This is a genomic window from Allomuricauda sp. ANG21 (genome assembly GCF_040705235.1).
Classification (GTDB): domain Bacteria; phylum Bacteroidota; class Bacteroidia; order Flavobacteriales; family Flavobacteriaceae; genus Flagellimonas; species Flagellimonas marina.
Map to the genome: position 1 here is coordinate 354,827 of NZ_JBFCVT010000001.1, position 26,064 is coordinate 380,890.

At 43.2% G+C, this 26,064-nt stretch carries 18 protein-coding genes; 1 reads left to right on the forward strand and 17 read right to left on the reverse strand.

The features are described from left to right. Nucleotides 1-37: 37 nt before the first annotated feature. The 11 genes from AB1A65_RS01730 to ruvB all read right to left on the reverse strand — a co-directional run bounded on the left by AB1A65_RS01730 (nt 38) and on the right by ruvB (nt 17,313). A complete protein-coding gene (locus AB1A65_RS01730) occupies nt 38-619 on the reverse strand; it encodes a cytochrome c oxidase subunit 3 (protein ID WP_366584992.1) in 582 nt (193 codons plus the stop codon). 1 nt (nt 620) lies between these two features. Continuing rightward, nucleotides 621-1,523: a heme o synthase gene (cyoE, locus tag AB1A65_RS01735; protein WP_366584994.1), complete on the reverse strand. Its 903-nt coding sequence runs from the start codon at nt 1,521-1,523 to the stop codon at nt 621-623. A 158-nt stretch (nt 1,524-1,681) separates the two neighbouring features. Then, nucleotides 1,682-2,386, reverse strand: a complete 705-nt coding sequence (locus AB1A65_RS01740) for an energy transducer TonB (RefSeq protein WP_366584996.1) — start codon at nt 2,384-2,386, stop codon at nt 1,682-1,684. Between the two features lie 52 nt (nt 2,387-2,438). After that, the gene (locus AB1A65_RS01745; RefSeq protein ID WP_366584998.1) at nt 2,439-2,801 is read right to left on the reverse strand and encodes a VanZ family protein; all 363 of its coding nucleotides are present in this window, start codon (nt 2,799-2,801) and stop codon (nt 2,439-2,441) included. A 37-nt stretch (nt 2,802-2,838) separates the two neighbouring features. Beyond that, a complete protein-coding gene (gcvH, locus tag AB1A65_RS01750) occupies nt 2,839-3,219 on the reverse strand; it encodes a glycine cleavage system protein GcvH (RefSeq protein ID WP_366585000.1) in 381 nt (126 codons plus the stop codon). Nucleotides 3,220-3,324: 105 nt separating this feature from the next. Then, a complete protein-coding gene (gene sprA / locus AB1A65_RS01755) occupies nt 3,325-10,464 on the reverse strand; it encodes a cell surface protein SprA (protein WP_366585002.1) in 7,140 nt (2,379 codons plus the stop codon). 5 nt (nt 10,465-10,469) lie between these two features. After that, nucleotides 10,470-11,051, reverse strand: coding sequence for a Holliday junction branch migration protein RuvA (gene ruvA, locus AB1A65_RS01760; RefSeq protein ID WP_366585004.1), 582 nt, complete (start codon nt 11,049-11,051; stop codon nt 10,470-10,472). 32 nt (nt 11,052-11,083) lie between these two features. Beyond that, the gene (locus AB1A65_RS01765; protein WP_366585242.1) at nt 11,084-13,378 is read right to left on the reverse strand and encodes an NADP-dependent malic enzyme; all 2,295 of its coding nucleotides are present in this window, start codon (nt 13,376-13,378) and stop codon (nt 11,084-11,086) included. Nucleotides 13,379-13,503: 125 nt separating this feature from the next. After that, nucleotides 13,504-15,180, reverse strand: a complete 1,677-nt coding sequence (locus AB1A65_RS01770; protein WP_366585006.1) for an MFS transporter — start codon at nt 15,178-15,180, stop codon at nt 13,504-13,506. A gap of 132 nt (nt 15,181-15,312) precedes the next feature. Continuing rightward, nucleotides 15,313-16,236, reverse strand: a complete 924-nt coding sequence (gene queG, locus AB1A65_RS01775; RefSeq protein WP_366585008.1) for a tRNA epoxyqueuosine(34) reductase QueG — start codon at nt 16,234-16,236, stop codon at nt 15,313-15,315. 54 nt (nt 16,237-16,290) lie between these two features. After that, complete coding sequence (gene ruvB / locus AB1A65_RS01780; protein ID WP_366585010.1) at nt 16,291-17,313, reverse strand: Holliday junction branch migration DNA helicase RuvB; 1,023 nt, start codon at nt 17,311-17,313, stop codon at nt 16,291-16,293. A gap of 135 nt (nt 17,314-17,448) precedes the next feature. On the opposite strand from ruvB, the gene AB1A65_RS01785 reads away from it, so the two are divergent. After that, on the forward strand, nt 17,449-19,713 hold the full coding sequence (locus AB1A65_RS01785; RefSeq protein ID WP_366585012.1) for an acyl-CoA dehydrogenase: 2,265 nt from the start codon (nt 17,449-17,451) through the stop codon (nt 19,711-19,713). Nucleotides 19,714-19,719: 6 nt separating this feature from the next. On the opposite strand, the gene AB1A65_RS01790 is transcribed toward AB1A65_RS01785, so the two are convergent. The 6 genes from AB1A65_RS01790 to AB1A65_RS01815 form a co-directional block, all read right to left on the reverse strand. Further along, complete coding sequence (locus AB1A65_RS01790; RefSeq protein ID WP_366585014.1) at nt 19,720-20,544, reverse strand: DUF2807 domain-containing protein; 825 nt, start codon at nt 20,542-20,544, stop codon at nt 19,720-19,722. A gap of 124 nt (nt 20,545-20,668) precedes the next feature. Then, nucleotides 20,669-22,483, reverse strand: a complete 1,815-nt coding sequence (locus AB1A65_RS01795) for a cbb3-type cytochrome c oxidase subunit I (protein WP_366585016.1) — start codon at nt 22,481-22,483, stop codon at nt 20,669-20,671. A gap of 42 nt (nt 22,484-22,525) precedes the next feature. Beyond that, nucleotides 22,526-23,566: a cytochrome c oxidase subunit II gene (locus AB1A65_RS01800; protein WP_366585018.1), complete on the reverse strand. Its 1,041-nt coding sequence runs from the start codon at nt 23,564-23,566 to the stop codon at nt 22,526-22,528. 28 nt (nt 23,567-23,594) lie between these two features. Continuing rightward, a complete protein-coding gene (locus AB1A65_RS01805) occupies nt 23,595-24,944 on the reverse strand; it encodes a quinol:cytochrome C oxidoreductase (RefSeq protein ID WP_366585020.1) in 1,350 nt (449 codons plus the stop codon). A 17-nt stretch (nt 24,945-24,961) separates the two neighbouring features. After that, nucleotides 24,962-25,531, reverse strand: a complete 570-nt coding sequence (locus AB1A65_RS01810; protein WP_366585022.1) for a cytochrome c — start codon at nt 25,529-25,531, stop codon at nt 24,962-24,964. A 4-nt stretch (nt 25,532-25,535) separates the two neighbouring features. After that, complete coding sequence (locus AB1A65_RS01815; RefSeq protein WP_366585024.1) at nt 25,536-26,063, reverse strand: DUF3341 domain-containing protein; 528 nt, start codon at nt 26,061-26,063, stop codon at nt 25,536-25,538. Nucleotide 26,064: the final 1 nt, after the last annotated feature.

Sequence of the window (26,064 nt, forward strand, 5' to 3'; positions counted from 1 at the left end):
AAAGATAAACTTGAATGAAAACTTGTTGAACAAAGATTTATTTCACGAAATACATAAATAGTATTAAGTATACCCAAAGAAAATCCAAAAAATGCCAAAAGGTGGCCCCCAATTCCATCCCCAACATATCATCTGGCATATATTTTCCCCGCAGTTGCTGTACCAAGACCACTAAAAGTGATATCAAGCCCGCTACAACATGGGCAATGTGCACCGCTGCAATTAAAAACACATAGGACATTTTAATATTACTGGTAGGCCCTGTAAAGTAGTAGCCGTTTTCCAGCATCTGAGAAAATCCATGGAACTGAAGTGCAATAAAGCATATTCCCAAAACTAAAGTGACCAGCAAAAAGATAGTCCCCATTTTCTGGTCGTTTCTACTCACATACTTTTTGGCGATAAAATAGGTGATACTACTCAGGATAATTATTGCCGTGCTAATGAAAAAAGCTTGGGGCAATTCCAAATCACTGATCCAATCATCCCTTTTGCTGCTCACAATATAGGCGCTGGTCCAACCGGCAAACCCCATGATAAGACTAACAATGCCAAACCAGAGCATCATCTTCTTCGCCCTTTTGTTCTTTTCCTCTGCTGTTCCTTGGGTTAAATCCATTTTATGAAATAAACTTGTCTACTACGTAGATTATTTGAATCAATGATATATAGGTGACACTGGCCAACATTAAATGTCTTGCCGTGCGGTTTTCCTGTTTTTCGTAAAGCCTGAATGCGAAAAAGAGCATAACCAGGCCCGCTAAAAGTACTAGTATTGCTGCTGGAATGGACAGGCTCAACCTTCCCGTAATGCCAAAAGCTGGAATAACGGAAATGACAATCATCCAAATGGTGTAGAGAATAACCTGCATGGCCGTTCCCTTGTCCTTTTTTCCAGTGGGCAGCATTTTAAACCCTGCTCTTTTATAATCCTCGTCCAACATCCAGCCCAGTGCCCAGAAATGGGGGAATTGCCAAAAAAATTGAATCATGAAAAGGGTTCCAGGCTCAATGCCAAAATCGTCCGTGGCAGCTACCCAGCCCAACATAAAGGGAATGGCACCTGGAAATGCTCCTACAAAAACAGATAATGGCGTCTTTGTCTTCAAGGGGGTGTACACACTGGTATACAGAAAAATGGATATGGCACCGAACATTGCGGTCTTGGGACTTAGGGCAAATAGTGAAACCACCCCAAGAACGGTAAGCACAATAGCGATGGTCAGCGCAGTTTTAACCGACATTCGCCCTGAGGGTATGGGTCGGTTTTTGGTTCGGTTCATCAAGGCGTCCAAATCCTTCTCAATAACCTGATTGAAGGCATTGGAGGCCCCAACCATACAATATCCACCAAACGTCAGGAGCAAAAGGGAAACTGCATTGATCTGGTAAGCACCCAAAAAATATCCGGCAATGGATGAAAATACCACACTAATGGCCAGCTTGGCCTTGGTGATCTCCTTAAAATCGGAAAATAGTAAGGAAAGGGACGTATTTTTAACGGAACCTACAGCAGATTTCATCCACACATATAATTGGCTGGCAAAGATAATGTCAGCCTACATCTTATCCAACCAAATACAAGGTTTTATGATAGTTATGAAAAATATGCATAAAAAAAGCCCTGACGTTTCCATCAGGGCTTTTCCCATTCCTGCCTCAACAGGAATTTATAATTCTTTTACTGAAGCTTAAATGTAATTGGAATACTGAAAGGTACCTTTACAGCTCTACCTCTTTGTTTTCCGGGGGTCATTTTTGGCAATTTCTTGATGATACGCATTGCTTCTGCTTCCAAGTTTTTATCCGGTCCACGCATTCTAATATTTCCGATACTTCCATCTTTTTGGATAACGAAAATTACGTTCACCCTTCCTTGAACTCCCATTTCTTGGGCGATTTCTGGATATTGGAAGTTTTTACGGATATGCTTTTGCATCATTTCCTGAAAACATGCTTTTTTATCGCTGGCTCCCTCACAACCGGGAAAAACAGGTACATCTTCAATAACAGCAAATGGAACTGAAATATCTTCCTCAACTTCTTCCACCACTACTTCTTCTATTTCAACAACCTCTTCCTCTTGACTGGTCTCGGTGGATTCTATTACGGTTTCCTCTACTTCCTCTTCATCCTCAACAACCTCGATAACCTCAGGTGCTGCAGGTGGCGGTGGCGGTGGCGGAGTTTTTATTTGTTCGGTCATTGGCACTTCTTCGTCCAGCTGATCCTCTACGTTAAGGGCAATATCATAATCGTTTGCCTTGTCATATTTTTTCCATTCCATGGCTCCATACACCAATGCCAAAACAGCTGCCAGCCCTACAACAAAATAGAGTGAACTGTTTCTTCCTACATCAGCTTTTGGATTCTTCTTTGGTTCCATCTTTTTGAATTTAGTGTTCGCTAATTTAATTATTAATTCGTTAAATAAGCAATTAAAATTTCCATTTTAACGGCCTTTTCTTGGAAAAAAGCCATTGAACTAGGCCAATTCCTACAAATGCTCCTAAAGAATTTGCAAAAACATCGCCCAATTCGGCCATTCTATCGTCTGTAAGTGTATATTGTAAAACCTCAATAAGTATGCCATACCCAATAGCTGAAAGCAAAACGTAGACAATTGTTTTATCCAATTTTAAATGGCCGCGTGTACGTTCCCTTAGAAAAAAACATCCCAAAAACGCAAAGACCATGTAAAATACAAAGTGCGTCATTTTATCCGCATAGGGGATGTTTAACTTTCCGGTATCCAAATCCATATCGGAAAAAGAAAATAAGCTGAGCGTTGTTATGAACATCACCCAGCTTATAAATAATAAGGTATATCTGTGTTTTTTAAGCACCAATCAATGCCTTGTAATCCGCGTCACTCATTAAGTCGTCAACCTCAGAAGCGTCGCTCATTTTGATTTTGATCATCCAGCCTTCACCATACGGGTCGGTATTGACTTTTTCTGGCTCATCTTCCAAGGCTTCGTTGAATTCGATGATTTCACCACTCAGTGGCAAAAAAAGGTCCGAAACCGTCTTAACGGCCTCAACTGTTCCAAAAACCTCCTCTTTATCCAAGGTTTCATCCACGGTTTCCACTTCCACATACACAATATCACCCAATTCTCCTTGGGCAAAATCTGTTATTCCTACAGTTGCAATGTCTCCGTCAATCTTGACCCATTCATGGTCTTTGGTGTACTTTAGTTCGGATGGTATGTTCATTTGTCAAAGTTTGAAATTAGTCGATGGACAAATGTAACGGATCATGGTTTGGTTTTCAAACAAAGCTTTCAATTAAATTTGGGACAAATTCAGAGTCAACCCCAGTTAATTGCCAAAGTTGTACCTTAAGGTAAAACCTGTATTGATCGTGGTTTGCGGAAACGCTGTGGAAACCGCGAACTTGGAGAAGGAATGGTCGTAGAAAAATAGGGCATTCAAGCTTTTGCTCAAGGCATAATCCGCTGTAAACTTTAAGGAAACCAATTGTTGCCCGGATGTAATTTGGTTGTTGTCAATATCCAAGTTTCGGATAATGGTGATGTTATCACGAAGTGATAGATCGGCCTTTAGGTTTAAATCTCCCTTCAAGCGTGTTTTTTCGCCCCCAATATTGGTCACGAACTTTACATCCTTAAAGCGATATCCCAAGCCCAATGTGTATTCCTTACCGTTGATTTCGGTGAGCAAATTGTTGTCAAAACTGAGCGAAAGGGTTCTATCAGTTCTTATCTCAGCCAAGAAACTGAAGGAATTGGCCATTTCAAAGTCAACCCGCATCAATGGGTTAAACTGGTCGGTCAACACCACATTATTAATGATGTTGTCTGGCAGTACATCTCCAGTTTCAGGATCTGTGGCAGTATTTCTTTTTTCCAAATTGGTTTGAAAGGAGTTGATGGAATACGCCGCTCGGTATCCATGACTCAATGAAAAACGCTTGAATTTCTTTCGGAACCACTTGTTTTTCATCAATCCCGTGTATTTAATGTTCCAGTTTGGAATAGGAATTTGCCTGAAGGCATCCAGATTCACCCGGTTCACATCCTGACCTGTATAGGCTGCAAAGAATGCAGGAAGCAATACCTCTTGTTGCGTTTTTCCATAGCGCTCTGGAAATCCATCCTCATCTAGGGTACCTGGACTTTCCCCTCTATCGGCAACAAGTCTGTTGGCTATGGTTAGTCGGTTTTGTTTAAAGGTCTCAAAAGTTTCGGAATCAAACTCATCACTCTTGCTGAAAATAGTCCCGATCATGATGGTTGAAATACTGAAATTTCCGAAGGTATTGCCCAATAAGGTCTCATATTCCAATTGTCCACCCCCTAAATCATTCACCCTAAAGTTTTCCTGGTAGCTATTGGTCAATTGGCGGTCGGCGGTCAAGTCTATGGTAATATCCTGGGTAGGTTGCGCCGTAGCTGTAATGTTCAATTGTTTGGTTGAATTTTGCATATACTGCGAGTTGAACTCCGGGAAAGTCGTCAACCATCCATTACGGGCCGCTTCAAACCGAACATCGGCCTGGCTACCGAATACAAAACCTAAAGTGGGACGCGTTGTTCCGATAAATCCGATGGACTGGGTATATCCCGGTAAGACCTTACCACGGTTCTCGCTATAATTTACGTTTACCCGTTTTACCATGGTCAACACATCTACCAAGGTATTGAACCCTTTACTGGTCTTCTTGGGTGCGTTGCCATCAGTACCATTGGCAGGGTTACCCGCTTTGTCCCTTCTGATGGCCGCTTGGTTCGCCGTAACCTTTCCATCTCGCTTCTTCAACCCCAAATAGTCGTAGAGGCGTTGCATACTCATATTGGCGGTAATATTGTGGGTGCTGGCATTTTGTACCGTATTGATTTGGGCGTTGGGATCGTTCAATGCCTCCTGTACCACTTCAGCCAGTGCGTCACCACCACGTTGCCAGTCAAAATTACTGGTATAGGTGTATTGGGCATTGATGAAATTCAAGAACGGAAACTTACTGAACGGCAATTCATAGTTCAATTGCATTTGTTGGGCATGACGGTTGGGCTCCCCAACATCAAAAAAACCAGCCCATAAATCCAATGTCTCGTCAATACCCGAGTCTGGATCATCATCCATATTGAAATAATTCCGAACAATATTGTTATTGGAGCCGGTCAGATTCAATCGCAAGGATTTGCTCAGGCTATAATTTAAGGTGTACTGCCAATTGAAAAGATAATTACGCTGTTGCAGCAACGGCAATTCCAGAGCATCTACACCGGGTTCCAAAACGTCTCTAAAACGCTGTTGGTTAAAGGAACGGAGGTAGTTTGCATTTACTGACAAACTAGTAGGCAAAGCATTAAAATTTAAATCTTTGAGCCATTGCCAATATTTGCTCATAAAAAGAGAATCTTTCTTGGCAAAAGGGGCTACCGGTGCCGGTTTAAAATTGTGGTTGTACACAAACCCGGTGTTCACGTTTTGATCCCGAAGGTCAGCTACCTCAAAATCCCTGTGATTGGTTTCATTATAGGAATAGTTAAAGGTGAAGTTTTCCACGTCAAAGAAGTTGGCCTCGGCCTCTTCACCTCTGTTTTTTCGGACCCCAATCAGGTTGATGCTTGTGCGCTTGGTATAATCCTCAGCTTGTTTTTTGATGGCCTCCGCATCCTCAGGAGTTGCTGCAGCATCAATTCGATCTTCCAATTTTAGGTCGTCATAAACAGGATCGAACTCCGGAGTGATCAAGGTTTCCGATATACCATAGTTGAATGGCAATTGTAAATTCCATTTCTTCGGAAACAATTGCCCCACATTTACATTGGTGACCACATCGTAGGAAATGGCATCTTCCCTAGACCGTTCATTGGGCATTTGGTCAATGGACCCAAACCCAGAAGTACTTTTGCTTCCCGTGGCCGAAACATTGGCAAAATCAGCCATGTTGGCATCCAAGGCAGCAATAGCAGCCCATCCTCCGTTATTGTCCAATCCGGCCAAGCGTAGCTCATTGAACCAAACCTCACCTCTAGCCGGCAAATCGTCAATGTTTTTGATTCCAACCATCATCCCCCGAATACTTCCCAAAGACGGGTTTCCTCGAATTCCAATCCGCACTCTTCCTAAAGTCCTAGGCGAAAATTCATCCACAGGAACCACTTCGCCATCCACTATCTCATAGTAGCTGATTTGGTTCAGTGTCTGTTCGGCAATACCTCTCGATTTCACCTTGTTCAAATCATCCAAAGCAATGTCAATTTGGTTGACATCCGGCCAAATCTGGTCTGCTGATGTAACATTGAACGGCGTAAACTGAAGCGGTAATTCTATCTGATAAAAGTTTTCCGAAAAGTCGGTTCCAATTCTCAAGAAACCAACCAAAGGCGTATCATCATCTGAATAATCCCCACTTAATATTTTCTCCGCGTGCATGAACATTTTTATCCGCTGATATTGACGCACATCAATGTTCACATTTTTGAAAACCCCTCGCGAATCCTCAGATTCAAGATTTTCAACCACAAAAGACAAGGATTGTTCATTTTGACGGATAATGGTGTTATTGTTGTTCAACTGCTCCCGCACAACTCCTGGAGGCAGTACATAAGGAATAGGCTGACGTCCAAAGTTCTCTTCAATGTTCACGGTGTTCACATCGGTTACGGTACCATCATCCGATGGGTCATTGTCAACATCGGGCTGCAAAGACCTGGTATACGTACGCCAATCACCACGAACCAAATCCAAAGTGGCAAAACGAAGCACTACGTCATCTGAAAATCCGGTGAGGTACATCCGCATAAAGCTAATAGACCTAAAGTCGGTTATTCCGCCCACAGCATCAGTAAAATCACTTAATGGAATTTTATACTGAATCCATCTGCGGTTCAATTGGGTACCATTGGGCAATGAAGGAGTTTGTCCTTCGCGGATATCCGTTACATATTTGTCATTGATCGTTGTATTGGGCTTGATTTCGATACGGTACTCGTAATAACTGTTCACCGTGTTCATCGTCAAATCCCGGTCAATATCCTCCACATCGGGCAAAGTCGTGGAACCCCTATTGGTATTGGTCACGGCCACAGGTGAGTTCCCATCGGTATTGTTAAAATCTGAATATCGTTGTAAAATACCTCCGTCCCTATTTAAATAATATTGATAGTTATCCAAGGCAGGATCTTCCGCGGGACCGTTATAAATGGCTTGCTCCGCAGCATCATCCAATCCGTCCAAACCAACATCCTGTGCAGTCCGGTTGGTTTCATCGGCATCAAAAGCATACACCAATGATTGGGTTGAGGGAACCTGACCCCAGATTGTAGGTCGCGGTATTTCATTGTTGGTACTTGCCGGCAATCCATTTTCGTATTGCTTACGACCATCGCGTAGAATATCTTCGGAAATGTTTCCTAGGTTCAATACCAATTCTCCTGCATTGGCATCAGTGGTCTCACCATCCACATAAGGGTCTAGCACCCAAAACTGCACAAATTCCACATTGGATTGTTCAAAGTTGGTACTGCTCAAGGGACGCATAATACCGGCCCATTTGGCATCTGGTGTCTCCGTTTCAAAACTGGGATTGGCATTATAGGGCCCTTTTTGATTGGGGTAATAGACAATATCCAAGGTACTCTGCACTTGTGTTTGCCCTTGGGCGATATCTGTTTCTGTAAAGACCTCGTCAATGAACACCCTACGGGTGGAATTCAACGAAATATCATTATCCGAAAGCCCTGCTGGTCTCTGATTGGTATAAAAAATAGGGTCTATGGTATACCAAGCCATTTTGGCCCGTTCGTATCCTACATCGATATCGGTTCGGTCCTGAATAAATTCAACTGGAGGGCTCGCCAAGGTCCATCCCAGCGACGAACGGATATCTATCAATGCCTGTGCGCCTTCAAAATCATCCAAATAGGTAGTGGTCTCTCCTTGGAAATCTGCATTCTTCGGTGAGTTCGGCTTCAAAAATGCCACCTCACCCCGTAGAGACAGGTTCGATGGCACGTCGGTATCAATGTTGGGCAATTTATTGGCCAATCGGGTCAAAAAGGGCATTTCGGTACTGAAGTTTCCGTTCAAACCAAAAATGGTATTGTTCACGGGTTCGATTCCGTAGTTGGATTTTTGGGTGAGTGGTCGCTCATTCAGGTTGAGAAGCGTTCCACCCAGCACAAAATTTTCATTGAACTGGTGTTCCACATTGATTCCGGTAAATCTTCGGGTTTGCTGTCCGAAAACGGCATTGTTCTCCACTGAAATGTTGATGGGCGTATTGGAGGCTTGCAAGCTGGGGTCCAAAATCTGAACGGTCCCCGCCTGATAGTTCACGGTATAATCAATCCCTTCCTGAAGTTGACGCCCCCCGGCCGTTACTCTTACCGAACCTCTCGGAACATTAAAGGCACCTATAGGGATACCGTTGTTTCCTTGAGATTTGTATCGTCCTTTTATCTGAAAACGGTTCTTTTCGGCATCTTGTAACGAAGCTGCCTTGGTCTTGGCGTACATGTTTCTGAACACGTACCGCTGTTGGTTGGCGTTATAGCCTTGATCATTCTCAACATCATAGGTTCCACCGCCCAATTGCTCAAACAAATATTCCCCGAAAGGCTCCACTTTGGTAAAGATGATACGTCCTGATTGGGGATCCACCGTAATACCGGGCACATAGTCAAAGAAGCCATCCCCACCAGGTTGCACATCATTGTAGACATTTAGGCGGTCTAGGTTGAAAACGTTGATTAAAATTCGGTCTTCCAAGCCTTCGGGCCATCCTGCATTGGGATCAACAGGAGTAATATAGTTCCGTGGAGTGGGGTCGGAATAAAGAATATTCAACTTAAAATCCTCTTCACTCAACTGAAAAGCTCCAGTGGCGTAGATGTTCTTCATCATCAAATCCCAAATGGGATCCTCCACATTGGTGATATTGCTCTTCAACAATTTTAGAATAAGGGTGTTGTTCTCAATTATGGGATTTACACCGCCTGAAACGGTCGTGGCATCCACACCCCCATTGGCAAACTCCCCTACTTGGTAGACCTCTCCATTGAAGGTGTATTGAAATGCAACCCCCAACACCTCATCATTGCTCAAACGCTGGTTCAAGGAGATATACCCTAATTGGGAATCGAATTGGTAATCCCGCCCCTGTTCCAATTTTCGTGCATTTTCCAAAATGGCGTAATCAAAACCTTGGTTCACTTGGTATCCAGGGATATTGAAACCAGCTTCCACGGTGGCTATATCACGAATGGAAGGGGTCAGTGCCCCAGACCCAATTTGGTTGGGGTTATAGTCGTTGGCCGCATTTTGGGGAAGCCCGGTAGCAATGGCCGCCGGGTTAAAAAATCCTGCTGGGTCCCCATTGTTTCTTCCGATTCGGGTTTTATCCGATAAAGCTTCACCTAAATCCTGAATGGCCACTACATTCCGTACGTTCAAGGTCTGCTGGTTACGGTTGGTCACCCATACTTCCAAACGGGTAATTTGTATTTGACTCCTTATGAAGGGATAATTTTGTAATGCTTGGTCGTAATTGTCCCTAAAGTATTGGGCCAAGAAGAAGTGTTTGTCCTCATCATAATCCAAAGCGGTAAGAGCAAACTCATTTAAGGTTCCCCCACCCTGTGCTACAACGGTATTATTTTGGGAACGTTGCTCAGAAAAAACTGCGGTAACGGTGGTTTTTCCAAACTGCAATTGTGTCTTTACCCCAAAAAGGCTTTGTGCCCCAGTGATCAAGGAACTGTTCAACGGCATATTTACGTTACCAATTTCAATTTTCCGAAGAATGTCATCTTCGGTTGGCGTGTAATCCAGTTTGACCAAATTTTGGAAATCAAAAGTGGCCTCGGTATCATAGTTTGCAGTGACTTGGAGTCGTTCGCCCACTTTTCCCAATAAGCTTAAACTGATTCTTTGGTCGAAATCGAAGGAAAGGTTGGTTCGGTTTCGTGGTGATAATGCTGGATTATCATTTTTTTGCCACAACACTCCCAAATCCATGGCCACAGAACCTTGTGGAATTACTTCAATGGTATTTCCTCCAAAAATGGATTCAAAAAAGTTGCTGTTCACATAAAAATTGGGCAGTAGATTTTTTCGAGCTTCCTCACTTCCTTCCTTTCTTCCGGTAAAGGCATCTATTTTTTCCTTGAAATAGGATTTCATCCTTTCTTTTTCAACCAAATCATAGTACTGGTCTGGGGTAAGGATGAGCGGATAACTCACATTGAAATCGCCAATGCTCTCTGTGTAGATATATTGATCGGTCTCTGGGTCGTAGGTATACTTGGCAACGATACTGTCTGGGTCATCCAATATCAAGCGACCAAGCGCTACGCCTGTCTGTACAGAATCTTGAGCCTGTTCATCGGTTTCCTGACCCATCATGGTGGTCACGGCAAAGAAACAAGTAAACAAGAAAATGTACTTAAAACTCGATGGTTTAAGCATTGGTTTTGCCCCTCTTTTCAAACTAGTTACAAATTTTTCAGCGCCAATTTAATAGTGTTCTCGACGCTAAGTGAAGGGTCTTGGGAAAGCACCTTATCAACCACTTTTTCAGATTGTCTTCTGGTGAAACCAAGAACCTCTAAAGCAGATAACGCTTCTTCTTTACTTGTATTGTTTGATTGAGGGGAAACTTCTCCCATATCGTAGACTTTCAAAATCTTGTCCTTAAGGTCCAAGATTACGCGTTGGGCCGTCTTGGCCCCAATTCCCTTGATTGCCTGTATGGAAGGTACATCACCATTGGCAATGGCATCCCTCACTTCGGTTGGTGAGAGTGAGGATAACATGGTCCTAGCTATGCTGGACCCAACCCCTGAAACGGAAATGAGCAACCTAAATATCTCCCGTTCTGATCGCTCGGCAAAACCGAACAGTGTATGGGAGTCCTCCTTTACCAAAAGATGGGTGTACAAATGAATGTTTTCGTCATCCTTCAGCAAGGAAAAGGTATGTAAGGAAATGTTTAAAAAGTACCCCACCCCATTGCATTCCACTATGGCATAGGTGGGATTCTTTTCTACCAATTTTCCTCTTAAATGGTTGATCATTAGGCTAACCTTTGGTCACTCTTATTTTGAAATTAGGATTCCATTCTGGCTTTTCGTCGTTTTTCCCGTTCTTGGGCATCGATTACTGCCACTGCGGCCATGTTTACCATTTCATCCACACTTGCACCCAACTGGATTATATGGGCCGCTCTGGGCAAACCTACCATAATGGGACCTATGGAATCTGCTTCATGTAATCCTTTGAGCAATTTATAGGTAATGTTGGCCGATTCCAAATTAGGAAAAATCAATGTGTTCACTTTCTTTCCTGAAATTTTAGAAAACGGAAAATTGTTGTTGCACAATTCTTGGCTCAAGGCAAAATCGGTCTGAATTTCACCATCAACGATCAAATCAGGATTTGTCTCATGAAGAATCTTAACCGCATCCCTCACCTTTTGGGCATGGGGGTGCCCTGAGGAGCCAAAATTGGCATAAGACAACATGGCCATAACCGGTTCAAAACCAAATGTCTTGGCCACGTTGGCGGTCATTTGGGCGATTTCCGCCAATTCCTCGGCATTTGGATTAATATTGATAGAGGTATCCGCTAGAAAAAGTGGTCCTCTTTCTGTAATCATAATGTTTACTGTGGAAGCATTCTTAACTCCCTTGGCACGACCCAAGACTTCAAAAACCGGTTTTAGCACCCTTGGATATGCTCTCGAATATCCCGAAATCATTCCGTCGGCATCCCCTTCCTGAAGCATCATTGCACCAAAATAGTTTCGTTTGCCCATATTTACCCGGGCACTGTACTTGGTCTCTCCTTTTCGCTTTCGGATTTCCCAAAGTTTCAAGGCGTACTTTGTACGCATGGCACTGGTCTCATCCGACCTTGGGTCTATTATGGGCACTTCGGCATCAAAATCCAGCTCCTGTTTCAATTTTTCTATGGTCTCCTTATGCCCCAAAAGTATGGGCATGGCAATGCCTTCATCGTGTACAATTTGTGCTGCTTTCAGAACATCCAATAGTTCGGCTTCGGCAAAAACAATGCGTTTTGGGTTCAGCTTGGCGCGGTTGTGCATCAATCGCACCACTTTGTTGTCATTGCCCGATCTTAGATAGAGTTCTTCCTCATATTTTTCCCAATCTTGTATGGGGAACTTGGCCACACCACTTTCCATCGCAGCTTTAGCTACCGCAGGTGGAATTTTGGTAATCAACCGCGGATCAAATGGTTTTGGGATGATGTACTCCTTCCCAAAAGCCAATCGTGTTGTATCATAAGCTATGTTCACCTGTTCCGGTACAGGCTCACGTGTTAGATCGGCCAATGCCCGAACTGCGGCCATTTTCATTTCCTCATTGATTTTGGTGGCCCTAACATCCAATGCTCCTCTAAAAATAAAAGGGAAACCTAGTACATTGTTCACTTGATTGGGATGGTCTGAACGACCTGTAGCCATAATGACATCTTTACGGGTCTTCAGAGCCAGATCATAGGCAATTTCTGGATTTGGATTGGCCATGGCAAAAACTATCGGGTCGTCTGCCATGGACTTTAGCATTTTAGGTGTTACAATGTCGGCAATGGAAAGTCCAATAAACACATCGGCATCTTTCATGGCCTCTTCCAGTGTATCTATTTTTCTGTCTGTGGCAAATTCTTTCTTCTCTTCGCTCAGGTTATCTCTATCGCTTCGGATAACCCCCTTACTGTCCAACATCACAATGTTTTCTGCCTTTGCCCCAAATGCTTTATATAATTTTGTGCAGGACACGGCTGCTGCTCCGGCTCCACTGACCACTATTTTGACCTCATCCATCTTTTGGTCGGTCAACTCCAAAGCATTCAACAGAGCTGCTGCGGAAATTATGGCTGTCCCATGTTGGTCATCGTGCATCACGGGAATATCCAATTCCTCTTTTAGACGACGTTCAATTTCAAATGCTTCGGGAGCTTTAATGTCTTCCAAATTGATTCCCCCAAACGTTGGGGCAATGGTCTTTACGGTTTCGATGAATTTATCGACATCTTCGGTATCCAATTCAATATCAATTCCATCAATATCCGCAAAAATCTTAAAGAGCAGGCTTTTTCCTTCCATGACCGGTTTGGATGCTTCCGGTCCAATATTGCCTAGCCCCAAAACAGCAGTTCCATTAGAAATTACGGCAACAATGTTTCCCTTGGCGGTGTATTTGTAGACATCGTCCTTGTTTTTTTCAATTTCCAGACAGGGCTCGGCAACCCCTGGAGAGTAGGCCAATGCCAAATCTCTTTGTGTTGAATAGGGTTTGGTTGGCACTATCTTTATCTTTCCTGGTTGTGGCTTGGCGTGATAAAGTAACGCCTCTCTTCTTTGCTTTTCCTTACTCATATAGTAGCTAATGAAAGGGTAAAGGTAGGGCATTCGTTGGTTTTAGGGCAATACCATAAACACCAATTTTGATAGAAAAGTGAAACCTCAAACAAATTATAGGGCCTCAGCCCTTTACTTCACAATCATTCGGGAATTTCTGTATCCAACTCAGAATCCACTTTGTCTTTAGGAAGGTTAAGCCGCATGGCCAACAACCCAGCTATGATAAAAAATATGCCTCCAAACAAAATAGCATTGATTGCGCTATTGTTCATCCAACTTTTTATAATTGGCCCAAAACTTACCGTTTGAATCAGCATGGGAATAACGATCATCATATTGACAATACCCATATATACCCCTCGACGTTCTTCTGGAATAACCTTTGACACCATGGCATAAGGAATACCCATCATAGCGGCCCAACCTATTCCGAATAAGACCATGGGCGCCAACAATAGCCATTTGTCTGTAATGAAGGGCATACTCAACATAGCTATTCCTGTTAAAAACAGACAGAGGACATACACCAATTTTGAACCAATCCGTGAAGCAATGGGCACCAATGCCAAGGCCACCAGCATGGTGACAAAATTGTAAGTCCCGTTCATCAATCCAGCATGGCCCAATGCCTGCTCGGCCAAAGATTGAATCTGCTCCGCGAAGGTCATATCTTCGGCACTGATTTGAGCTCCTTCCCGAAAAGAAGACATTATGGATTCAAACCGTTCATTATCCTCATTGGTTATCCCGTAAAGACTACTGCGCAGCATAGGTGGCATAAACTGCCAGTACACGAACAATGCATACCATTGAAACAAATAAACGGCGGCAAGTTTCCACAAAAATCCGGGCATAACCCCAATAGCTTCGGCAGCCTCAAGCAGGGGATTCAAAGTTTCGCCCAGTTTTTTGATGGTTGGATTTCCAGTATTCCTTTTAATGATTTTATATAGCATGTACAACCAAAAAAAGGCAAACACCAAGACGATAATGACCCAAAGGTTGATATTATCCCAAAGTGCTGGATAAACTCCGCCAACAAGATAACCCAAGGCCAACGGGACAGAAAAAATGACGAAAAGCACGCTCAATATTTGAATGATTGGCGCTGGAGTATTTTTATTGAGTTCTTTAATTTCATCAAGTTCTTCAGGTGATGGAGGAATTTCTGGGGTTTTCCAAACGGACCACATCACGGTTCCAATAGATGCCAATGCACCCAAAAAGAAGGAGTAGTACACCCAAGTAGGTATCGAAGAAACACTCTCCGTACTAGCATCAAAAAGACCACCTCCTTCAACTGGGGTACTAAACCAGTGTTGGAACATAAAAAGTGATAGATTGGCCAAGGTAATTCCAGCTCCCACAAAAAGGCTTTGCATCTGATAACCAAAAGTCAATTGACTATCTGGTAGTTTATCCCCCACAAAAGCCCGATAGGGCTCCATGGCAGTGTTGTTGCCAGCATCCAAAATCCATAAAAGTCCCACAGCAAACCATAATTCAGGACTAAATGGAAAAGCAAAAAGACACAAACTGGCCAATATGGCCCCTATTAAAAAGAAAGGCTTACGACGACCACCCCATTTAGGTGACCACGTTTTATCTGATATGGCACCAATAATGGGTTGAATCAGCAATCCGGTGACTGGGCCGGCCAAGTTCAGGAGTGGCAATTCATCATGATGGGCCCCTAAAAATGAAAAAATGGGACTAACGGCGGTTTGCTGTAACCCAAAACTGAATTGGATTCCGAAGAATCCAACATTCATATTCCAGATTTGCCAAAAGTTCAACCTTGGTTTGGTAATCTTCATTGTTGCGAGAGTTTAGTTAGTTAGCAATGGGTATAGGAAATAATTGAGAATTCCTCAAAACCCGACTTCAAGATAGCATTTTTTCGTAATGGCCGGGGAAATAATTCCTGAAAGGCCTAATCAGAAAGTTTTCTAATCCTTAATGAAATCAATATTCCGTTTAAGCCCAGACAACTTGGTTCTCTTTACTGCAGATTTCTGGAAGATTTTTTTGAAGACGTCCTCGGTAATTTCTTCCCAATCTTTTTTAGTGAATGTGAGCAACTCCGGATTGGGATTGAACAAGGGTTCTTGGTGTGGTTTTGAAAATCGGTTCCAAGGACATACATCTTGACAAATATCGCAGCCAAACATCCAATCCTCAAATTTCCCCTGGAATTCTGAGGGAATCTCATTTTTAAGCTCGATGGTGAAATAGGAAATGCATTTACTGCCGTCCACCACATAAGGCTCTACAATGGCTTCCGTGGGGCAGGCGTCGATACAGGCAGTGCATGTACCGCAGTGGTCCGTTACTGGGGTATCATATTCCAGTTCCAAATCAATGATAAGTTCGGCAATAAAGTAAAAAGAGCCCACTTGTTGGGTCAACAGATTGCTGTGCTTGCCCATCCATCCCAAGCCACTTTTGGCTGCCCAGGCCTTGTCCAAAACCGGAGCAGAATCGACAAAAGCTCTTCCGTGCACCTCCCCTATTTCCTCCTGAATGAACTGCAACAAGTTTTTGAGCTTATCTTTTATCACAAAGTGATAATCCGTTCCATAGGCATATTTGGATATTTTATAAGAGTCTGGGTTTTGTTCTTCGGAAGGATAGTAATTCAACAATAATGAAATGACCGATTTTGAACCTTCGACCAGTTTAGTTGGATCTAGCCGCTTGTCAAAATGGTTTTCCATGTACTGCATTTCACCATGCCTATTGTTCTTGAGCCATCTCTCTAATCTTGGCGCTTCTTCTTCCAGAAATTGCGCTTTGGAAACACCACAAGACAAAAAACCGAGGCGCTTGGCTTCGGTCTTGATTAATTTTGTGTACTGGTGCTTATTGGTCATTTGTCATGCTGAGCGCAGTCGAAACGCTTACTTATCCATTATTCTTAATTCAACCTAAAAAAGTCCTCCCTGTGTTCTGTCCTTAATCCTCCCTAAATGTTTATAGGCCAATTCGGTGACTTCACGCCCTCTTGGGGTGCGCATAATAAACCCTTGTTGAATTAGAAAAGGCTCGTAGACCTCTTCGATGGTTTCAGCACTTTCCGAAACCGCCGTGGCTAAGGTTGTGATTCCCACAGGTCCTCCTTTAAATTTATCAATAATGGTGGTGAGGATTTTATTGTCCATTTCATCCAGACCATGGGCATCCACATTCAACGCTTTCAGTCCAAATTGGGAGATATCCAAGTCTATACTTCCATTACCCTTAATCTGGGCAAAATCCCGTACCCTTCTCAACAAGGCATTACAAATTCTTGGAGTGCCTCTGCTCCGCCCGGCAATTTCTATGGCTGCATCCTGACTGATGGGCACTTTTAAGATTTCCGCACTCCGCTCCACGATGGTAGAAAGTAGTTCAGTGTTGTAGTATTCCAATCGACTTTGAATGCCAAACCTAGCTCGCATGGGTGCGGTTAGCAATCCTGAGCGTGTTGTGGCGCCTATCAATGTAAACGGACTAAGGTTTATCTGCACCGTTCGGGCATTGGGGCCCGTCTCGATCATGATATCAATTTTATAATCCTCCATGGCCGAGTAGAGATACTCTTCCACAATGGGGCTCAGCCGATGGATTTCATCAATGAAGAGAACATCCCGTTCTTCAAGGTTTGTCAACAACCCCGCCAAATCACCGGGTTTGTCCAACACTGGGCCCGAGGTCACTTTTATGCCCACTCCCAACTCATTGGCCAAAATGTGGGCCAAGGTAGTTTTTCCCAATCCCGGAGGGCCATGAAATAGCGTATGGTCTAGGGCCTCTCCACGCAAATTGGCGGCCTCAACAAATACTTTCAGGTTTTCCAATACCTGCGCCTGACCCGTAAAATCTTCAAACGTGATGGGTCTGAGCGCTCTTTCAATGTCTAGCTCTTCTTGGGAAAAATTCTCGGCAGTTGGGTCTAAATGTTCATTCATCTCTTAACAAATATAGTTGAAAACCCAATCAGCCTAAAACCATTTCACCTAAAATGAGCTTGCGTGCACATCTTAATATTCTAAGCCTTACCTTAGTTATTCTGAAATAACAGGCCTTGCCTCAACCCTCAAATTATGGTTACCACAGATTATTCCCTTGGAATTTTACAATACATTCCTTTTTTCTATGTTATTTGGTCTGATGACCTCTTATCAACTTCTGAAATTTCCGTTGTTGAAAATACCATTGAGAAGGACTCTTCCCTTGACCCCAGTGAAAAAGAGCAACTTAGACATTGGCTTATCCGTGAAAATCCACCTTCGAATGAAGAGTTAAAAACTTGGAAACAAAGCATTGCCACTTCTGGGGTGAAACTTATTGAGAGTGACACCTATCCTTTGACCTCTCTTAGTCAGCGATTGGTGAATACACATTCTGACACATTGGGTTTTAATGAGCATTTAAAGCATATCGAGATTAACTTGGGAATTCAGCCCAACCATTACAATCATTTGTTTGAAGTTGAAGTGGTGCATGAAAAAACTTCAGACCAATATGATGCCAACGTATTGGACAATCTTTTGAAGGGGCCACATTCTTTGGTGGTAGATGAATTCCGAAACTTCTTGGACCAATCCATTTTCAATTGGGATATCCGAAGGGACAAAGCGGAATTCCGGGGCAAGGTTTTGAAACAGGTTGAAGTTTTAGGTCAAAAGGGATATGGTGCCCTAGCGTACCCCTCAGAATATGGCGGAACGGGAAACATGCCGGCTTATGCCGCCATTTTTGAACACTTAATGTTTGTTGAAGGCAGTCTGGCCGTAAAATTCGGGGTGCAATTTGGACTTTTTGGAGGCAGTATTCAAAAATTAGGAACCAAAAAACACCATGACCGATACTTATCCGATGCAGGCACCACAAATTTACTGGGTTGTTTTGCCATGACCGAGACCGGGCATGGTTCCAATGTGCGCGGGATCAAAACTACCGCTACATATGACCCAACCACAGATTCCATCGTAATTGATACTCCAGGGAAAAATGACAATAAGGAATACATTGGTAATGCGCTGCATTCCAAGATAGCTACGGTATTTGCCCAACTGATTGTTAACGGAAAAAATGAAGGAGTGCATGCCGTTCTGGTTCCCTTACGAAATGAAAGTCATGAACTTTTGGATGGCATCACCATAGAAGATAACGGTTATAAGCTTGGCCTAAATGGGGTAGATAATGGGAAAATTTGGTTCAACAATGTTACAGTACCTCGAGAGAACCTTTTGGACAAGTATGGGGAAATCAAGTCTGATGGCACTTACCATTCGTCCATTAAAAATCCTAGCAAACGCTTTTTTACCATGCTGGGCACCTTGGTGGGTGGTCGTATTTGCGTAGCGCGAGGTGCCCTTGGCGGTTCAAAGATGGCTTTGGCCATTGCCGTAAAATACGCATTGAACAGGAGACAGTTCAATGACAGCGTTAAGGTCCAAGAGGATTTGATTATGGACTACCCCACACATCAACTGCGATTGACCCCTGCCGTGGCCAGTGCTTATGTGTACCATATTACTTTGGAGGAAATGATGAAAAGGTATAGTGACGAATCACAGCCTGATAAACGGCAAATTGAAACCCAAGTGGCGGGATTGAAATCGGTCATCACGTGGTTTGCCAATGAGACCATCCAAGAATGTCGTGAAGCTTGTGGCGGAAAAGGATACTTATTGGAAAATCGAATAGCAGACCTCAAAGGCGATGTGGATATTTTTACCACTTTTGAAGGTGACAATACCGTATTACTACAGTTGGCGGCCAAAGGCGTTCTATCTGATTTTAAAGCAGAGTTCAACAGTGCTGGGTTTGCATCGGTGCTTAAATTGCTACAAACCCAGCTCTCGGATAAGTTAACAGCCATCAACCCACTATATTCCAATAAAGTGGATGCGGAGCATTTGTACAATCCAAAGTTTCACAAACATGCTTTTAATTACAGAACGCGACGCTTGACCTATACTTTGGCTATGCGAATTCGTGGCTACATTAAAAAAGGGATACCATCCTATCAAGCTTTTTTAAAAGTGCAGACGCATTTGCTGGCTTTGGGAAAGGCCTATAGTGTGGAACTGGCCTATCAAATATTCAGTGATTTTTGCACCAGTGTTCAGGATGAGGAATACAGGGGTCTTATGGAAAAATTGGGAGCGCTCTATGCGTTACATGAAATTCATACGAATGCGCGATGGTATTTGGAACAGGGTTATATCGGTGGAACCAAATCCAAGGCCATTCGGCAGCGTGTCGAACGGTTATCTACAGAATTGCGTCCCCATATTGAGGTTTTAGTGGATGGCTTTGGGATTCCCGAGCATTGCTTGACGGCTCCTATCGCCAAATAAAATAGGTCAGTCCTCTTTTTTGATGAGTTGTGCGGTATCCAAAAACTCCAAAACCGTGATCTTGGGTGCGCCATACAAATAAACTCTGGTTCTTCCTTTGGCACTCAGTTCAAAATCGCCATGTGCATAAATGTCGGCGGTGGCATCTTCTTCCAAGGTTGCCTTCATGGTTCCAGCCTCCATGGCCTCCCCTTTGTATTTTGAATTACCGACCAAGCGTGCCTGAATTGTATTGGATGTTCCTTCAAGGGTCAAGGCTGCGTTTTCGTCCAAGTCCACCAAACTGGTTCCGTTTACGGCATAAATGTAAGCATCAGCCCTATTCCCAATGGTAATGTTAAGCGAATCTACATCCACATTAAAATCGCCATGACTGGTATCCTCCAAATTAATATCCATTATGGATGCACTGGCTTTGATATCCAACTTGGTATTGTTGAATCCATCCACAAAGAGCTCATCACTTTCAATGATGTCCGATGAGCTAACACTCCCATCTTTTAGGGAAATTGCCCTAAGTTCTGTATAGGTCACGGTGATATCGAGCTGCTTTTTTGCAGTAACATCATAATAGGAACTAATGACCAAGGTGCCATCCTGCACCTCAAATTTGAGGATGTCGATTAGGTTATCATCAGCCACAATCTCATAACCCGGCCCAAAGGATTTTTTTAGAACAATATCCAAATTATCATTTAAAACTATAGCATTAAAGGGTGGCAGTTCCTCGTTGACCTCGGTTACAATACGACTTCCTTTTATTCTGGGTTTCCGTTGCGCCAAGGTGATGATGGGAATGATGAGCAGTGCGACTACAAGTATTTTTTTCACGATTGTTTTTTTGGGGTATGGTGCATTAAAGATATTACAAATACTGCTAACTATTGTGATTCAACCAGATGCCAAAAAAAAGCCCATCCTGAAGGATGGGCCGAATATTTTTAACAGAAACTCGTTAATGATTGAGCTCTTCTTCGTTTTCTTGCAAAGGCACGTTCTGTGGCACAAAATCTTGTCCCGCAATAATGTACTCTCCATTTTCATAGGTCTTACTGTAATCATAGGCCCATCGGTATACATGTGGAATCTCACCAGGCCAGTTACCATGGATGTGCTCTTGTGGCGCTGTCCACTCCAAGGTATTGGAGCTCCATGGGTTCAAAGGACCTCTTTTTCCGTAGAAAATACTGGAGATAAAATTATATACGAACACCAATTGCGCCAATCCAGCAATGATGGCGAATACCGTCATCAACACCTGAACATTGGTCAACTCATCAAACATTGGGAAAGCCGTGTTTTGGTAGTAACGTCTCGGTACTCCTGCCATTCCCACAAAGTGCATTGGGAAGAATACCCCATAGGCACAAATTGCAGTAATCCAAAAGTGCACGTACCCTAAGTTCTTGTTCATCATTCTACCTTGGAACATTTTAGGGAACCAATGGTATACCCCTGCAAATAGTCCGTACAATGCCGAAATACCCATTACCAAATGGAAGTGGGCCACTACAAAATAGGTATCGTGAACGTTGATATCCAATGTGCTGTCACCCAAAATAATTCCGGTTAAACCCCCTGAAATAAAGGTAGAAACCAAACCAATGGAAAATAGCATCCCCGGATTCAATTGCAGATTCCCTTTCCAGAGTGTGGTGATATAGTTAAATGCTTTTACTGCCGATGGAATTGCAATCAAAAGGGTTGTAAATGTAAAAACAGAGCCCAAGAATGGATTCATCCCGGAGATAAACATGTGGTGGCCCCATACAATGGTGGATAGGAAGGCAATTGCCAAAATAGAGGCAACCATCGCCCTATATCCAAAGATGGGCTTACGTGCGTTGGTGGACATTACTTCGGAAGTAATTCCCAATGCCGGCAATAATACGATGTATACCTCGGGGTGACCCAAGAACCAGAACAAGTGCTCGTACAATACGGGCGAACCGCCTTGATAATGCAATACTTCTCCTTGGATAAAGATATCGGATAGGAAGAATGATGTTCCAAAGCTTCTGTCCATAATCAACAACAAGGCTGCAGAAAGTAAAACTGGGAATGAAATCACACCAATTACAGCGGTAATAAAGAAGGCCCAGATGGTCAATGGCAAACGTGTCATTGACATTCCTTTTGTCCTTAGATTAATTACGGTTACGATGTAATTCAAAGAGCCCAATAATGAAGATGCGATGAATATAGCCATGGAAACCAACCAAAGGGTCATACCGGCCCCTGAACCAGGTTGGGCCATGGGCAGCGCGCTCAACGGAGGATAAATGGTCCATCCTGCGGCGGCTGGTCCTGCCTCAACGAACAAAGAAATCACCATGATTACCGAAGACAAGAAAAACAACCAATAGGACACCATGTTCAAAAAGCCTGATGCCATATCCCGTGCCCCAATCTGCAATGGAATCAATAGGTTACTAAAGGTACCACTCAATCCGGCCGTCAATACAAAGAACACCATAATGGTACCGTGAATGGTCACCAATGCCAAATAGATATCGGCATCCATAACACCATCGGGGGCCCACTTTCCAAGCAAGGCTTCAAAAATTGGGAACGATTCCCCTGGCCAGGCCAATTGCATTCTAAACAACAATGACATTGCAATACCAATGAATCCCATAATAAGACCCGTAATAAGGTACTGCTTGGATATCATCTTGTGATCTTGACTGAAGATATACTTCGTGATAAAGGTCTCCTTATGATGATGCCCGTGATCGTCGTGTCCGTGTTCGTGTCCAGTAGCTGACATAATCTTTTTTAAATTTATTTTGGTTCTTTTCCTAGCCTAATATTATTCTGCGGGTGCCATGCTCGCCTTGAAGGTAGTTTGCTCCGCCATCCAATTGTTGAATTCCTCCTCAGTCTCCACCACTATCCGCATTTGCATATTGTAGTGTGATGTTCCACAAATCTTGTTACAAAGTAACACGTAATCAAATTCCCAAGGCTCTTGTGCATTTTCAGCTCTAATGGCATTGGTTCTTTTGACTTTATCCACAACATCTGGATTCAATCTCATTTCTTCCGTGGTGATGGTGGGTGTAAATGAAAATTGTGTAATCATACCGGGAACACAGTTCATTTGCGCTCTAAAGTGGGGCATGTAGGCGGAGTGCAATACGTCCTGGGAACGCATTTTAAAATTCACTTTTCTTCCTACAGGCAAATGCAGTTCTTTTACAATGACGTCGTCCTCACCATTAGGGTCGGATTCATCCAATCCCAAAACGTTGGCTTTGTCAATATCGATCAAACGTACACTGGCATCACCTAAAACATTATCATTGCCGGCATAACGGGCCGTCCAATTAAATTGCTGTGCATATAGTTCAATGATGATGGGGTCATCTTCATCGTTAACATCCATAATGTTGGACCAAGTGTACAATCCCCACAGAATCAACCCTGCCAACACAATCACAGGAATAATGGTCCAAATAAATTCCAAACGGTCGTTATCGGCAAAGAAAAGTGCTTTCTTCCCTTTTTCACCTCTGTACTTGTAGGCAAAGTAGTGTAATAGAGCTTGGGTGATGAACTGAACAAAGAAAATAATGGCAAAGGATACCCACATCAATTGATCATACTCACCTCCATGTTCTGATGCCGCTTCTGGCAACAGCATTTTTGTATATTTTGCAAAACTAAATATGGTGATTCCGTATATGAATACGAGGAATCCAAACATAAGATAGCCGTTATTCTTATTGTCATTGTCAGTTGCTACCTCAGTGTGCTCTGTTTTGAGTTGGGACAATTCGAAGATTTTGGTCATTTGCCAAATTGCAATCGCCACCAGTACTAAAACAGTCAAAGTTAATAATGCAGTCATCGTGTATCTATCTAAGACTTAAATCGTATTAATAATGAAAATGTCTACTTTCTTCAATAAATGGGTTTCGTTTTGGCAACAATGGAGCCTTTGTTAGGGTATTGAACACCCAGTACACAAAGAGTCCACCAAAGAACAAAATCCCACCTATTTCAGGTAATCCTATATACCATTGATCTCCTACTGTAGCAGGCATCACCATATTGAAAACATCCAAATAATGGCCCAACAATACCACAATACCAGCCATTACCACAAACCAGTTCACCCGCTTGTAATCGCTGTTCATCAACACTAACAATGGGAACACAAAGTTCATGACCAACATACCAAAGAATGGCAGTTTATAGTCTTGAAAACGGGCGATATAGTAGGTAACTTCTTCAGGGATATCAGCATACCAAATCAGCATGAATTGCGAGAACCACAAATAGGTCCAGAAAATACTGATACCAAACATGAATTTGGCCAAATCATGGATATGGCTGTCGTTTACCACTTCCAAATACCCTCTTGATTTCAGATAGATGCTCACCATAGCTATTACAGTAATACCTGATACGAACATACTAGCGAACACGTACCATCCAAATAAGGTGCTGAACCAGTGGGGGTCTAAACTCATGATCCAATCCCAAGACATCATGGACTCGGTTACCAAGTAAAATACCAAGAAACCGGCAGACCATCTAAAATTCTTTACAAAGTTTGAATTGTCATCAGACTCATCTTGCGCTAAGGATAATTTTCTTGAATATTCACGGTAGAAAATCCAACCGCCCAAGAAAATGGCAGCACGAATCAAGAAGAAGGTTGGGTTCAAATATCCTGCTTTTCCTTGTAGTAATTCATCATGTGCCACAACTTCAGCATCCATCCAAACAAACATGTGGTTCATGTGCAATACAGAAAGCACCAATATCACAAAAACAATGATACCTCCGGGAACAATGTACGCAGTTATCCCTTCCATTACTCTAAACAGCAAAGGTGACCAACCGGCTTGAGCAGCTCGTTGAATGGCATAAAATGCCAGTACCCCCAATGAAATCATAAAGAAGAAGAATGCAGCAACGTACAACGCGGCCCACGGTCTGTTCTGCAATTGATGCAACAAATGCTCATCGTGGGAGGCATCGTGACCTTCATCATGGCTTGCCTCAGCTCCATGGGCAGCTTGGGCTCCATGGTCTTCACCATGACTTACTGCTTCTTCGGCATGACCTCCACCATGACCATCTCCGTGGGCGGCTGCCACAATAGCTTTTGCCTCTTCCACGGTTGAGGGTGCGGATACAAAGCCTATTGCCAAGAAAATAAGTCCAAGACCCATGGCAATGAAAGATCCTATTTTTAGTCTGTTTGAAAAGGTATACATAATCAACTCTTATCCAATTATTTTGTTAGGTCTTCCTTTAATTTCATCACGTATTCGGACACCTGCCACATTTCTTTTTCGTTAGCAAATTGTGCAGCATAGGAGCCCATTGAATTCAATCCGTAATAGATGGTATGGTATGTGGTACCCACAGTAATGTTACGTGCTGGATCCGCATAGCTGGGAACACCCAATATTTTTTCTCGTTTTACCAAATTGCCCTGTCCATCTCCCTTAGGTCCGTGACATACTGCGCAATAAATCGCATACAATTCGGCACCTTTTACCATGTTATCCTCCATATCCAAGGAATCCAATGGGCTAGGGTTTAAACGGGCCAACTCTTTACCTTCTGGCGTGTTTTCAAACTCGTAGGGCATATAGCCTCTGGAAATGGTTCCTTCAACAGGAAGCATGGCCGCTGTTCCTTCGGGGAACAACCCATTGTCCACACCTTGATAGGTTTCATATCCTACGGGTTCGTACATGTTTGGCATATATTGGTAGTTGGGACTGTTTTTATCGGCGCAAGCTGCAACCAACAGTACCAAGACCAAGACAACACTTATTTTACCTAAATGCTTCATAGTTTTAAGACTCCTTTTCTGTAACATTTATTTCCACCGCACCTGTTTCCCACAACAAATCGGTTAGTTCCTTTTCATTATCGTGTACGCCGATTTCCATTAAAAAGTGGTCATCTGTTGTACGTACATCTGGGTTTTCCGCTTTTTTAAAGGGCCACATTTTACTTCTAAGGTAAAAGGTAATCACCATTAAGTGGGCTGCAAAGAAAACCGTCAACTCGAACATGATAGGCACAAAGGCTGGCATGTTCTCCAAATAGCTAAAGCTGGGCTTACCACCAATATCCTGAGGCCAATCCTCGATCATGATGTAGTTCATCATCACAATGGCAACGGTCAATCCCAAACAGCCATACATAAAGGAGGTGATTGCGATACGGGTATCTTCCAATCCCATGGCCTTGTCTAGACCGTGGACAGGGAATGGTGTGTACACTTCCTCTATATGATGGTGCGCTGCCCTCACTTTCTTTACGGCATGCATCAACACATCGTCATCGTGGTAAAGTGCCTGTATAACTTTTGATGCCATA

Coding starts and splice junctions, on each gene's coding strand:
- ruvA (WP_366585004.1), bottom strand. CDS start 11,051: ATGATCAACCATTTAAGAGGAAAATTGGTAGAAAAGAATCCCACCTAT.
- cyoE (WP_366584994.1), bottom strand. CDS start 1,523: ATGAAATCTGCTGTAGGTTCCGTTAAAAATACGTCCCTTTCCTTACTA.
- AB1A65_RS01740 (WP_366584996.1), bottom strand. CDS start 2,386: ATGGAACCAAAGAAGAATCCAAAAGCTGATGTAGGAAGAAACAGTTCA.
- AB1A65_RS01770 (WP_366585006.1), bottom strand. CDS start 15,180: ATGAAGATTACCAAACCAAGGTTGAACTTTTGGCAAATCTGGAATATG.
- AB1A65_RS01795 (WP_366585016.1), bottom strand. CDS start 22,483: ATGTCAGCTACTGGACACGAACACGGACACGACGATCACGGGCATCAT.
- gcvH (WP_366585000.1), bottom strand. CDS start 3,219: ATGAACATACCATCCGAACTAAAGTACACCAAAGACCATGAATGGGTC.
- AB1A65_RS01815 (WP_366585024.1), bottom strand. CDS start 26,063: ATGGCATCAAAAGTTATACAGGCACTTTACCACGATGACGATGTGTTG.
- AB1A65_RS01730 (WP_366584992.1), bottom strand. CDS start 619: ATGGATTTAACCCAAGGAACAGCAGAGGAAAAGAACAAAAGGGCGAAG.
- ruvB (WP_366585010.1), bottom strand. CDS start 17,313: ATGAATGAACATTTAGACCCAACTGCCGAGAATTTTTCCCAAGAAGAG.
- AB1A65_RS01805 (WP_366585020.1), bottom strand. CDS start 24,944: ATGTATACCTTTTCAAACAGACTAAAAATAGGATCTTTCATTGCCATG.
- AB1A65_RS01745 (WP_366584998.1), bottom strand. CDS start 2,801: ATGTTCATAACAACGCTCAGCTTATTTTCTTTTTCCGATATGGATTTG.
- AB1A65_RS01785 (WP_366585012.1), top strand. CDS start 17,449: ATGGTTACCACAGATTATTCCCTTGGAATTTTACAATACATTCCTTTT.
- AB1A65_RS01810 (WP_366585022.1), bottom strand. CDS start 25,531: ATGAAGCATTTAGGTAAAATAAGTGTTGTCTTGGTCTTGGTACTGTTG.
- AB1A65_RS01765 (WP_366585242.1), bottom strand. CDS start 13,378: ATGAGTAAGGAAAAGCAAAGAAGAGAGGCGTTACTTTATCACGCCAAG.
- AB1A65_RS01800 (WP_366585018.1), bottom strand. CDS start 23,566: ATGACTGCATTATTAACTTTGACTGTTTTAGTACTGGTGGCGATTGCA.
- queG (WP_366585008.1), bottom strand. CDS start 16,236: ATGACCAATAAGCACCAGTACACAAAATTAATCAAGACCGAAGCCAAG.